Origin of the sequence: Salinibacterium sp. TMP30 (assembly GCF_038397785.1) — a bacterium.
Classification (GTDB): domain Bacteria; phylum Actinomycetota; class Actinomycetes; order Actinomycetales; family Microbacteriaceae; genus Rhodoglobus.
The window spans coordinates 402,607-414,607 of record NZ_CP151642.1 but is presented as its reverse complement, the minus strand read 5'-3'; the positions used below and the strand labels follow the sequence as shown (position 1 = coordinate 414,607).

Here is a 12,001-nt window from a genome sequence, read left to right as displayed (position 1 = left end):
GATAACAGATTCGTAAAGGCTAGCGCGCAAGTGGTCTACTCGCCACCCCACTTTCAAGTGGTCTACCTAGGCGTCTAGTCTCGCCAATGCAGCGTCCACAAGCAGCGCGACAGTAGGCTCAGCGGCCAAGATAAAGTCCTTGCCTTCAGCGTTATCGCCACGACCTTTTACGGTTGCCCCCGCCTCTCGAGCAATGAGTGCACCGGCCGCATGATCCCAAGGGTTGAGGCCCTGTTCAAAGTAGGCGTCGACCCGTCCCGCTGCGACCATGCAGAGGTCTAGCGAGGCAGTACCCATCCGCCGGATATCGCGCACCTGCGGTAGCAGTTCGGCGACGACCCGCCCCTGTTCCGCCCGCACCTCTTGCAGGTAGGAGAACCCGGTTGCCACAAGAGCCTCTGAGAGGTCTACTGATTCAGCGACTCTCAACGGGTGACCGTTGAGAAATGACCCTCCGCCGATCATGCCCGTGTAGGTCTCGTTTGCCCCCAGGTTGACGACAGCGCCGGCGATCGCCCGCCAGGTCGACGGATCGGGTTCACCTTCCACTACCGCCACACTCACTGCATAGTGAGGGATGCCATAAAGGTAATTCACGGTGCCGTCGATCGGGTCAACAACCCAGGTCAGCCCGCTCGAGCCTCCTGTTGCTGCACTTTCTTCCCCCAAGAATCCATCAGCGGGGCGCGCGTCAGCAAGCAGGCTGCGGATGAGTTGTTCGCTCTCGCGGTCGGCGTGCGTTACGACATCCACCGAGGATGTTTTGCGGTCAGCAACCGCGACACCTTCACGGCGGCGCCGAGCTGCCAGTTCTGCTGCCTGCGTGGCAACACTGCGGGCAAGGTCAAGGAGTTCGGCGTGAGACATTGCTTAACCCTAGAGCTAGAACAGGGGTGATGAAATAAGTGGTGGCGAGTGAGGGATTCGAACCCCCGAATGCGATGCAGTCTGATTTACAGTCAGATCCCTTTGGCCACTTGGGTAACTCGCCGTGACGCCTCCGGTCACATGTATTCATCTGACCGAACGCGCTGAACAAGAATACAAGGAATCTGCCCCCCACGTGACCACATCGGCAAAACTTGCCGACGAGAGTTCTGCGCGCTGCGCGGGTAACATGGGCGCATGGCTGATTCCTCGTTTGACATTGTGAGCAAAGTTGACCAAATGGAGGCGGAAAACGCCGTCAACCAGGCACAGAAGGAGCTTGCCCAGCGTTACGACTTCAAGGGCGTTGGCGCTTCGGTGGAGTGGACCGGCGAGAGTCTTCTGCTGAAGGCAAGCGCCGAAGAACGCGTCAAGGCAGTGCTTGAGGTGCTTGAAGCAAAGTTCATCAAACGCGGTATCTCGTTGCGTAGCCTCGACGCTGGCGACCCTTTTCCCAGCGGGAAGGAATATCGAATTGAGATCAGCCTCAAGAACGGCATCTCCTCTGAGGATGCGAAGAAGATTTCGAAGGTGATCCGAGATGAAGCGCCCAAGGGTGTGAAGTCGCAGATTCAGGGTGACGAGCTGCGGGTGCAGTCCAAGAGCCGTGATGACCTTCAAGCGACGATGGCTCTGCTCAAGGGCAAGGACCTCGATGTTGCTCTTCAGTTCGTGAACTTCCGCTAACACCTCCCGCGCAGCGTGGACATCTTCCTGCTGATCTTCGCAGCAACCCTCTTGGTTGCTGTGCTCTTCTCTGCGCTCGCAGGGCGAACCGTGCTGTCAGCGGCCGTGCTGTTTTTGGTGGTCGGCTTTGTGATTGGGTCGGAGACTACGGGCATCCTCAACCTCGATTCGGGGTCGCCCGAAGTGTCGACAATCGCCGAGATCGCTCTGTTCGTGGTGCTCTTTACCGACGGAATGAAGATGGGCTGGGCTGACCTTCGCAAAGCGTGGCGTCTCCCCGGTCGGGCTCTCGGTTGGGGTTTGCCCCTTACTCTCGGCATCACCGCGCTGCTCGCACATTTTCTGGTCGGCCTCGACTGGCCTTCGGCGCTCCTCATCGGAGCAATCCTTGCTCCGACTGACCCGGTGTTCGCCGCAGCTCTCGTCGGTGACAAACGCGTCCCCCAGCGTTTGCGTCAACTACTGAATGTCGAATCTGGTGTCAACGATGGGCTCGCGCTGCCCTTTGTTGTGGTGTTCCTAGCGGTGAGTTCTGGCGCCGAAGATCTTCATCTCGGAGAACTCGGCATCGAATTCCTCACCGGAACCCTTATCGGCGTTGCTGTGCCCTGGCTCGTCATCAAAGCACTCCACACCAAAGTGTTCGCGGCTGTCGGTGTGTATGAGCCAATCGTGCCGATCGCTATCGGGCTGCTCGTCTTTACCCTCTCCACTACCGTGCACGCAAACCTCTTCCTCGCTGCCTTCGCGGCTGGCGTAACGGTCGCAACCGTCGGGCAGAAGGAACGCGAAGCCTTTGAAGAGTTTGGGGAGATCATCTCCGAGTTGCTGAAGTTACTCGCGCTGATGGTGTTTGGTGCTCTGCTGTCGTTCAAGTTCTTGAGCGAAATAGAGTGGACCGGATGGGTTTTCGCAATCTTGGCTCTCGTCGCCGCCCGACCCGCGGCACTCTATGTCTCATTCCTCGGCTCCGGGCTCTCGATGCGCGAACAAGTGGCCGCAATGTGGTTCGGCCCCAAGGGGTTCGCGTCAGTCGTCTACGTGCTTGTGGTGGTTACGGCCGGCATCCCTGAGGGTGATCTGATCTTCCACCTCGTCGCGCTCACGATCGCGCTGTCGATTGTTGCGCATTCGTCGACCGATGTGGTGGTCGCTCGTTCGTTCGTTGAACCGGATGAGACACCCGCCTGGCAGGGTCCCCCGATCAACAATGGACCGGGCCCCGAATCTGGCGCTAGCTCTGACGCGGGACCCTCCTCGACGCGGGGCGAGTAGCTCTCAGTAAATAGATAGACTTCGAGCCATGGACGTCGGCGGAATCACGATCAATTTCACGGCAGTCATTGCCGGCGTACTCATTTTCATCGACTTCGCAGTCCGCGTTCTTTCTCTCATTTATGTTCCCCGCAACCGGCGGCCGCAAACCGCAATGGCCTGGTTGTTGGCAATTTTCTTTCTTCCCTACGTTGGCATCCTGCTTTTCCTGATGCTGGGAAGCCGCAAGCTGCCAAAGGGCCGTCGCGACAAGCAGCGAGAGATCAACGAGTTCATTCTCGATACCACCGAGGGAATGGATCAGGTGAGGCGCGATCAGCCGTGGCCGCCGTGGCTTGAGCCAGTCGTGGAACTCAATCGCACCCTCGGCGCGATGCCGCTCGTCGGTGGCAACTCGGCGAAGCTTTTCTCTGAGTACCAGGAGTCGCTGGATGCGATGACCGAAGCCGTGAACGACGCAACCAACTTTGTGCACGTCGAGTTTTACATTCTCAGCCTCGACACTACGACCGCTCCGTTCTTCACTGCACTGGAAGCTGCTGTGAAGCGTGGGGTTCGCGTTCGAGTTCTGCTCGACCACATTGCGTCGCTCCGTGCGCCCGGATATTTCACGACCATCCGCCGTCTCAAACAAATTGGTGTGCAGTGGCACGTGATGCTTCCCGTGCAGCCCCTCAAGTGGAAGTTCCAACGACCAGATCTGCGCAACCATCGCAAAATACTTGTCATCGACGGAAACCTCGCCTTCACTGGTTCGCAAAACATGGTGGATTCCACCTACAACAAGCGTGTCAACAAAAAGCGCGGTCTCACGTGGAAAGATCTCATGGTGCGCTTTGAAGGTCCAATCGTTGCGGGAATCAATGCGCTGTTTATTACCGACTGGTACAGCGAAACTGATGAACTGCTTGTGCGCGAGAGCGCCAGAACACCGGCAATAGCCACCACCGCAAACCTCGACGCGCAAGTTGTGCCGAGCGGTCCCGGCTTCGAAGGCGAAAACAATCTGCGCCTGTTCAACTCGCTGCTCTATGCGGCTCAGCAACGTGTGATCATTACGAGCCCCTATTTTGTGCCCGACGATTCGATGCTCTATGCGATTACGACGGCTGCCCAGAGTGGGCTAGACGTACAGCTTTTTGTGTCTGAGGTCGGCGACCAAGCTCTGGTTTATCACGCACAGCGTAGCTACTACGAGACCCTGTTGCGCGCCGGTGTGAAAATCTGGTTGTTCCCGACACCAACGGTTCTTCACGCCAAGCACTTCACGATCGACGATCAGGTTGCGGTGATCGGCTCAAGCAATATGGACATGCGCTCGTTTAGCCTCAACCTTGAAATCTCGGTCATGGTGCGCGGCACCGAGTTCATCGAAGACATGCGCGAGCTCGAAGCCCAGTATCGAAGTGTCAGCCGAGAGCTCACCCTTGACGAGTGGATGAAACGCCCCCGGCGCTCCAAGGCACTCGACAACATCGCACGGCTCACCGCCGCCGTTCAGTAGTCGACTCTGTTGCTGCCGAGCTAGTTGCTGCTGGAAGCCGTCGATGCGGCGATCATTTCGGCGCGATCGACGAGCTTGATGCGCGCACGACCCTCCGGCGCTCCGAGAGCGATCTCCTGAGCATCTAGGAGCTGCCAACCCTGAAGGTTAGTGTAATCAACGTCGCGGCTCTTCAGAAGGTCAACCACGGCTTGCTCTTCTGCGTGCTCGGGGCTCCACCAGTTTGCCTGGTCATTCATCACGTTCTTGATGGTTTCCATCGCATCGGACTTCGTGTGGCCGATGAGACCGACGGGTCCGCGCTTGATCCATCCGGTGGCATAGACACCGTGCACTTGCTGGTCGTTATCGTCGATGACTTGACCTTCGCGGTTGGGGATCACACCGCGGTGAGCGTCGAAAGGGATACCGTCAAGTGGCGACCCAAAGTACCCAACAGCACGGTACAGGCTCTGCACCGCGACCTCACGGAATTCGCCGGTACCGACAACGCCGCCCTGCCCGTCTGGCTTAGTGCGCTCATAACGGAAGCCTTCGACGCGGTCGGTTCCCAGCACCTCGACGGGGCCAGCGTAGAAGTGCAAGTGCAGGCGACGTGAGGCCGTGCCTGTGACTTCGCCGCGCCATTTCGTGAAGATGCGGTCGAGCACCATGATCTGCTTATTCGATTCGATGGCCACTTTCGACGCGGCGTCGTAGTCGAAGTCTTCTTCGTAGACGATCAAGTCCACGTCATCGAGTTCGCCGAGCTCCCGAAGTTCCAGCGGGGTGAACTTAACCTGCATGGGGCCGCGACGGCCAAAGACATGCACGTCAGTCACGGGGCTCGAGGTGAGGCCCTCATAGACGTTGGCGGGGATCTCTGTCGGCAGTAGATCGTCTGCGTGCTTAGCGAGCATTCTGGCGACATCTAGTGCGACGTTTCCGTTGCCGATGACGGCAACCTCTTTCGAGTCGAGAGTCCACTCGCGGGGAACATCGGGGTGCCCGTCGTACCAGCTAACGAAGTCGGCGGCACCGTGGCTGCCTGGCAGATCAATTCCGGGGATCTGCAGTGGAGCATCCCGAACGGCACCGGTAGAGAAAATCACGGCGTTGTAGTGCTTCTTGAGATCGTCGAGCGTAATATCGCGGCCGTAAGTGACATTGCCAAAGAGGCGGATGTTACCGGTGTCGAGCACGTCACGCAGCGCGTTGACAATGCCCTTGATGCGCGGATGATCGGGAGCAACGCCGTAACGCACGAGCCCATACGGTGCCGGCAGTTGCTCGAACAGGTCAATCGAGACCTCAAACTGTCGTTCTGCTTTAAGCAGGATGTCGGCGGCATAGATTCCGGCAGGACCGGCGCCAACAATGGCGAGTCTGAGCTTGCTCATTGGCTGTAATTTCCGTTCATCTCGAGGCGCCCGGGCGCGGGCGAGTGGGGCGTGCTAGTTGGACCGTTCGACAATGCTGTCGGCGAAACGCGTGAGAGCTTTCTTGACCGGGCCTTTGGGCAGTGGTGCGAGTGCTTCAACCGCTTCGCGACCCCAGCGACGTGCTTCTTCCAAAGTTTTCGTCGTCACCGGATGCTCGCGCAGGTCAGTCACCGCGGCATCAATTGCTGCGTCGTCACCCTCACCATAGAAATTAGCGTTCACGTCGCGCTCGATGCGAGTGAGCAGCTCTGCAGCATCGCTGTCGGTAACCGCAAGCTCACGCAGGTACAGCAGCGGCAGTGTTGCCACTCCGCTGCGCAAGTCAGTGCCAGCCTTTTTACCGGTCTTGCCGGTTTCAGCGGAGAGATCAATGACATCATCAATGAGCTGGAAAGCAACACCGATCTTCTCGCCAAAGTCGCGCACGGGCACCGTGTACTCATCCGGAGCGTCGGAGAACATCACGCCCACCTCGGCCGCGGTAGCGATGAGCGACCCGGTCTTATCAGCGAGCACCTGCAGGTAGTGCTCAACCGGATTCTCGCCCGGCTTCGGCCCGAGAGTCTCGTGAAGCTGGCCCAGGCACAGGCGCTCAAAAGTATTCGACTGCAGGATGAGAGCTTGCTCCCCGAGACCCGCAATGAGCTTGCTGGCCCGAGCAAAAAGTAGGTCGCCCGTGAGGATCGCTACCGAGTTGCCCCACACGTTTTGTGCGCTGGGGACACCTCGGCGCAACTGCGCCTCATCCATAACGTCATCATGGTAGAGCGACGCCAAGTGGGTGATCTCCACAGCCTGAGCGGCCGTAACAACATCGGGGTTGTTGCCACTGCCGAGCTGAGCTGTGAGCAGAGTGAGCACCGGGCGCACACGCTTGCCGCCAGCTTCGAGCAGGTAGCGACTCGTGGCATCCGCGATCTCGTCGGCAAATGTCATCTGCGAAAGGAGGCCGGCTTCTACCTGTTCAAGACCCTCTTCGATGGCAGCAGCAAATCGACGCTCGTCGCTAGACGCGAAAAGCTTCTCGCCGAGCCCCAAGGAGGAACTCAAAGTATTGCTGCGGCGAGCAGGCGGAACGCTCCGATTCACTATCAACCGATTTCTTTTGCGAAGCGCTACGGCTTCGGTTTGGCGTCTTTGGAAGTCTTGATGGTCTTAATGGGCCGAGTGGCAAGGTCTTTGCGCTTAGCAACCGACGCGAGCACGGTTTCATCAGCGGGCTTGTGGCCGCGGTGCATGGCAACAATGCCCGCAGTGAGATTACGGTAGGCAACCCTAGTGAATCCGGCAGCCCGAATCCACTGACTGAGTTCACCCTGATCTGGCCACTCACGAATCGACTCCGCGAGGTAGGTGTAGGCCTCAGGATTGGAACTCGTGCGGTCAGCGATGATCGGCATCACACGGTTTAAGTAGGTGAAGTAGCCAGCGCGCAGGATCGCGACGGGCGGCTTCGAAAATTCTGTGATCACCAGTCGACCACCAGGCTTCACCACCCGGTACATCTCAGAGAGAGCGGCACGAGGATCATTGACATTGCGCAGACCAAAGCTGATCGTTACAGCATCGAACTCATCGTCGCCGAATGGGAGTTTCTCTGCGTCGCCCTGAATGAATTCGATCTTCTTATGACGCTTGAGGGCCTGCTCAACCATGCCGGGGGAAAAGTCGAGTCCAACGACTCTGGCGCCATTGCGGTGGAGTGCAGCAGAACTCGTTCCCGTGCCAGAAGCGATATCGAGGATGCGTTCGCCCGCCGCTGGAGCAACCGCCCGCACCGTGGCCGCTCGCCACAGAAGTGCATTTCCAGCCGATAAAACGGTATTCGTGCGGTCGTAATGTTTTGCGACACCGTCGAACATCCCGGCCACGTCGTCCGGTCGCTTATTCATGTCAGCCTTACCCACCCCTTTAGTCTAGGGCGCTCGCGCCAGATGCTCACTTTCTCCGCCCCAACTGACAGGTACTCTGATACTTGTGAGGCACTATGGGGCTCCAGAGCAGCCCATCCCCGGCACCAAATCAGGCGTGTGCGATGGCTAGCGCTCGCGAACCACTCACGATTGTTACGCGTCCGAGCGCATCTGTCGGCGACATCCTCGACTGGATCTCCCCCAGCAACCCCCTCGCCTTCGTACGCGACGGCGAGGGAATCGTCGGAATCGGTGAGTTGCTCCGCCTCGAATTCCGCGGCCCCAATCGGTTTTCCGAGGCGGCGACAGCGTGGAGTGAGATTTCGCGCACCGCAATCGTTCACGACAGTGTCAAGCGGGCGGGAACTGGACTTGTCGCGCTCGGCAGCTTCGCGTTCGCCGACTCCTCCGCCGCTGTAAGCGTGCTCATTGTGCCCCGCATCATCACCGGCAGCCGAAACGGAATCCAGTGGGTAACCTCCATCACCGTCGGCGAAGTTGGCGGGCTCCCCGACACCACGGATGTTTTAGCCAGCATCCCCCGCACACCGCACGGCTCGCCCGTGCACATTTCCTTCACGCCCGGAGAAATGAGCGCTAAAGGTTTCACAAGCACCGTCAGAGCTGCGTTGCGCGAAATCTCCCACCGCAACGCCGCAAAAATTGTGATCGCCCGCGACCAAGTCGCCACCCTCCCCGCAGGCGCCGACCTTCGGGTACCGATCGAAGCGCTCACCCACCGCTACCCAGACACATTCACCTTTGCGATAGACGGACTCATTGGTTCGAGCCCCGAAACGCTGGTGCGGGTGCACAACGGACACGTTAGCGCCCGCGTCCTCGCGGGCAGTGCCGCGCGCGGCGAAGACCGAATCTCCGATGGGCGAGCCGCAGCAACCCTGGCAGCATCACCCAAAGATCAGCAAGAACATGCGCTTGCGCTTGCCAGCGTCATGGATGCCCTGCAGCCGCTGAGCAGTGAACTGGTTGCGGCATCCACCCCGTTTGCCCTTCAACTGCCGAACCTCTGGCATCTCGCCACCGACATTGAGGGCCAGTTGACTGAGCGTTCGAGCGCGCTCGACCTCATCGAAATACTGCATCCCACGGCGGCAGTGGCTGGCGCTCCCACCCCCTCAGCAATCCGGATCATCGACAAACTCGAGGGCTTTGATCGCGGTCGCTACGCCGGACCGGTCGGGTGGGTCGATGCGAATGGTAATGGCGAATGGGCGGTCGCACTTCGCTGTGCGCAAGTCGACGGCACGCGCATTACCGCGTATGCCGGTGCTGGCATTGTTGCGGGCTCGGACGCGAAGCGCGAGCTCGCCGAGACCGAACTGAAGTTCCGGCCGATCATCGAAGCGTTCGGCTAGCTGTTGGCGAGCCTCACCTTCTCGGCCTCAACGTCGTAATCGGCTTCCGGCCACTGCGGGTCAAGCCCCTCGAGAGCCTCAAGCAGAAGCTGCTGCACAGCCCAGCGCGCATACCACTTGTGGTTTGAAGGAATCACATACCATGGCGCATTTTCGGTGGTGGTGCGACGAAGGGCGATCTCATAGGCCTTCTGGTATTCGCCCCACAGCAGTCGCTCATCCACATCGCCAGGGTTGTACTTCCAATGCTTGTCGTCGCGGTCGAGCCGTTCCGCTAACCGCTCCTTTTGCTCGTCAGCGCTGATATGCAGCATGACCTTGATGATCGTGGTTCCCTGCGCTACGAGCTCTTTCTCGAACTCTTGGATGATGCCGTAACGCTCTTCGATCGTCTCAAGCGTGGAGAATCCACGCACCCGGTGAATCAGCACGTCTTCGTAGTGAGAACGATCGAAGACCCCGATGTTGCCCGCGGTGGGGAGCTCTTTGCGGATGCGCCACAAGAAGTCATGCGACTTCTCTTCCTCGGTTGGCGCCTTAAAAGCGTGAATCTGCACACCCTGCGGATCAACACCGCCAATCACGTGACGCAGGATGCCGCCCTTGCCCGCCGTATCCATCGCCTGCAGCACCAGGAGAACGCGACGCTCGCCACCATACTTGCTCTCGGCGAAGAGTCGCTCTTGCAGCTCGGCAAGCCGTTCTCCGTTTTTTTCGAGCGCCTTTTCGGCATCCTTCTTGTCAGCGTCAAACTCGGGAGTTGATGACGGATCAATGCTGGCGAGCTCAAAATCGACGGAGACAGGGGTGAGGGTGCTCATGGGCTCAAGGCTACTCCGCTGGCACAACTAGCGGCCGAGCGGAACCTCAATGATGGTCGGCTCTGGGTGCGCCGAGAGAGCCTGATCGAGTTCACCGCGCGTCGCCGCGGATAGATAGCGCCAACCGTATGCCACTGCGAGCGCTTCGATGGATGCGTTCTGTTGCGTCAACAACACGCGGTCAAAGCTGTCGCCAGCTTGGCTCGCAACCTCGAGGACGTCAAAAATAGTGCCACCACCGTCGTTGCCAACAATGACTTGGATGCGCGGGCGCGGCTCCCCCATCCCAAACATGAGTGCACCAACATCGTGGAAAATCGCGAGATCGCCCAGCAGCACCCGCGTGACGCCCTCATTTCCGGCCTCGGCTTGACTGGCAAGGGCGATACCGAGTGCGGTGGAGATCGTCCCGTCGATTCCCGCGAGGCCGCGGTTAGCGTGTACGGGAATCTTCTTGCCCGGAACCACGCGGTCTACTTCGCGGATCAACCGTGATGCACCAAGCACAAGTCGGTCGTGCGGCCACGTTGCTCGCCACACAGCTTCGGCGAGCATGCGACGGTCAACCGGGGTACGCACAATCGCCAGCTCTGACTTGGCGTGCGTGCCGGCATCCGCATCGATGTCGGGCGCAATGCTTTCGGTTTCAAGAAGCTGACGGCTAGAGCTGACCCAGCGGCCGAGCCAGGCTCGATCAGTCGCATCTCCCGATACAGAAACTTCGTCAACGAACAGTCGAACGCAGCGGCCGGGGTTGTAGTCGTCGACAGATGGATGCCGCACGACAATGGTCTGAACCCCAGCTCGTTGAATCAGCGCCGGAATCTCGCGACTCAACGTGGGATGCCCGAAGACGATTACGCGCGCCACTCGATCACCAAAGTTGGCGGTGTTGAGAAGCTCACGGTAGGCGACGACAAGGTTGGGGCCGAAGTGGGCCCCACTGGCAACCTCAGCAATTAGTGGTGCCCCCAGTTCGCGAGCAACCTGTTCCGCCCGCGGCCCAGCACCGGTGCCGGCGATGACGACCGTCGCGGGGGCGGGGCTGAGCGCAAGTCGCGTTGGCGCACCTGGCGAGTGCTGCGTGGTGGTTTCCACGACAGGATCGAGGTCGCTGAAGAGATCCGGGAAGGGATGTCGGCGGGCTACCGCTGGCTCGGGGGCGACATCGCGCTCTGATGGTTGCCACGTGAACGGCGCGGAGAGCGGCTCGTCGAACGAGAGGTTGAGGTGCACGGGGCCATTGACGGCGGCGATGGCTTCGCGCGCTAGTTGCGCCGCAGCATCCATCTCGCCTGCTGCCCCAGTGGGCGCTGCGACATCCCAGGTTTGGTGAACAGCGGTGCCAAAAATGCCCGGCTGTTGCGTGGTCTGGTTTGAGCCGATGCCGCGCAACGAATCGGGGCGATCCGCACTAATGATGATGAGAGGAACGGCAGAGTGATGTGCCTCGAGCACTGCGGGGTGCAGGTTGGCGACGGCCGTTCCTGAAGTCGTGACAACAAGAACGGGTGAGCCCGTCTCAACAGCGAGGCCCAGCGCGAGAAAAGCACCGACACGTTCGTCGATTCGTACACGCAGACGCAGGAGCCCCTGCTTCTCAAATTCGGCTGCCGCGAGCGCAAGTGCTTGTGAACGCGAACCGGGGCTGACCACAATGTCTCGAACGCCGAGACGAACGAACTCTTCGAGAAGGGCTACCGAGAAATTAGTTGCCGGAGAGCTAGTTGGTCTTATCGTCATCGTCGAGATCTGCTAGTTCCTGTTCAAGGCGGCGGATGCGTTCATCTTGTTCTTCTTTGAGGCGCATATTGCGCAAGAAATCCGGGTCGTCATCGGGGGCAAGCGTGCGCGTACGACCGGCACTGCCACTGCGTGCCTTGCCGAGCATGAACCACAGCACGACCCCGATTACGGGAAGAAGCAGAATGACCAGCAGCCACAACACTTTGGGAAGTGCGCGCACCCGACGGCGGTCAGTCAGGATCACATCCACAATGGCGAACACGTCGACCGCGACGACCGCGAAAGCGAGAACTACCAGTAAGCGAGGCATACAGACATTCTATCCTCGCAG

Annotated in this window: 11 protein-coding genes and 1 tRNA gene; 4 read left to right on the top strand and 8 right to left on the bottom strand. The window is 59.5% G+C overall.

Annotation, left to right across the window (positions count from 1 at the left end; all coding sequences use genetic code 11):
* Nucleotides 1-66: 66 nt before the first annotated feature.
* Nucleotides 67-867 (bottom strand): inositol monophosphatase family protein, encoded by an 801-nt coding sequence (locus AADH44_RS02055; RefSeq protein WP_341953771.1) that lies wholly within the window; start codon nt 865-867, stop codon nt 67-69.
* A gap of 39 nt (nt 868-906) precedes the next feature.
* A tRNA-Tyr gene (locus tag AADH44_RS02050) sits at nt 907-991 on the bottom strand.
* Between the two features lie 134 nt (nt 992-1,125).
* Between AADH44_RS02050 and AADH44_RS02045 the strand changes: the two genes are divergently transcribed.
* Genes AADH44_RS02045 through cls form a run of 3 tightly spaced genes read left to right on the top strand, consistent with a single transcriptional unit; the run spans nt 1,126 to nt 4,393 of the window.
* Complete coding sequence (locus tag AADH44_RS02045; protein WP_341953769.1) at nt 1,126-1,614, top strand: YajQ family cyclic di-GMP-binding protein; 489 nt, start codon at nt 1,126-1,128, stop codon at nt 1,612-1,614.
* A gap of 15 nt (nt 1,615-1,629) precedes the next feature.
* Nucleotides 1,630-2,889: a cation:proton antiporter gene (locus tag AADH44_RS02040; RefSeq protein WP_341953768.1), complete on the top strand. Its 1,260-nt coding sequence runs from the start codon at nt 1,630-1,632 to the stop codon at nt 2,887-2,889.
* 28 nt (nt 2,890-2,917) lie between these two features.
* On the top strand, nt 2,918-4,393 hold the full coding sequence (cls, locus tag AADH44_RS02035) for a cardiolipin synthase (protein ID WP_341953767.1): 1,476 nt from the start codon (nt 2,918-2,920) through the stop codon (nt 4,391-4,393).
* A 20-nt stretch (nt 4,394-4,413) separates the two neighbouring features.
* On the opposite strand, the gene AADH44_RS02030 is transcribed toward cls, so the two are convergent.
* From AADH44_RS02030 to ubiE, 3 genes are read right to left on the bottom strand one after another with little or no spacing between them, the layout of a single operon-like run.
* Nucleotides 4,414-5,772, bottom strand: a complete 1,359-nt coding sequence (locus AADH44_RS02030; RefSeq protein WP_341953766.1) for an FAD-dependent oxidoreductase — start codon at nt 5,770-5,772, stop codon at nt 4,414-4,416.
* Between the two features lie 54 nt (nt 5,773-5,826).
* Nucleotides 5,827-6,903 carry a polyprenyl synthetase family protein gene (locus AADH44_RS02025; RefSeq protein ID WP_341953765.1) on the bottom strand — a complete coding sequence of 359 codons (1,077 nt, stop codon included), beginning with the start codon at nt 6,901-6,903 and terminating at the stop codon, nt 5,827-5,829.
* Nucleotides 6,904-6,929: 26 nt separating this feature from the next.
* Complete coding sequence (gene ubiE, locus AADH44_RS02020; protein WP_341953764.1) at nt 6,930-7,706, bottom strand: bifunctional demethylmenaquinone methyltransferase/2-methoxy-6-polyprenyl-1,4-benzoquinol methylase UbiE; 777 nt, start codon at nt 7,704-7,706, stop codon at nt 6,930-6,932.
* Nucleotides 7,707-7,849: 143 nt separating this feature from the next.
* Here ubiE and AADH44_RS02015 point away from each other — a divergent pair, with 143 nt between their 5' ends.
* Nucleotides 7,850-9,103 (top strand): isochorismate synthase, encoded by a 1,254-nt coding sequence (locus tag AADH44_RS02015; protein ID WP_341953763.1) that lies wholly within the window; start codon nt 7,850-7,852, stop codon nt 9,101-9,103.
* On the opposite strand, the gene AADH44_RS02010 is transcribed toward AADH44_RS02015, so the two are convergent.
* The 3 genes from AADH44_RS02010 to AADH44_RS02000 are packed head-to-tail and all read right to left on the bottom strand — an operon-like array spanning nt 9,100 to nt 11,980.
* A complete protein-coding gene (locus AADH44_RS02010; protein WP_341953762.1) occupies nt 9,100-9,924 on the bottom strand; it encodes a PPK2 family polyphosphate kinase in 825 nt (274 codons plus the stop codon). The two genes, AADH44_RS02015 and AADH44_RS02010, sit on opposite strands and share 4 nt — an antisense overlap.
* Nucleotides 9,925-9,951: 27 nt before the next feature.
* Nucleotides 9,952-11,667, bottom strand: coding sequence for a 2-succinyl-5-enolpyruvyl-6-hydroxy-3-cyclohexene-1-carboxylic-acid synthase (menD, locus tag AADH44_RS02005; protein WP_341953761.1), 1,716 nt, complete (start codon nt 11,665-11,667; stop codon nt 9,952-9,954).
* Nucleotides 11,648-11,980 (bottom strand): PLDc N-terminal domain-containing protein, encoded by a 333-nt coding sequence (locus tag AADH44_RS02000; RefSeq protein WP_341953760.1) that lies wholly within the window; start codon nt 11,978-11,980, stop codon nt 11,648-11,650. Before AADH44_RS02000 ends, menD begins: the two co-directional genes overlap by 20 nt.
* Nucleotides 11,981-12,001 lie beyond the last annotated feature (21 nt).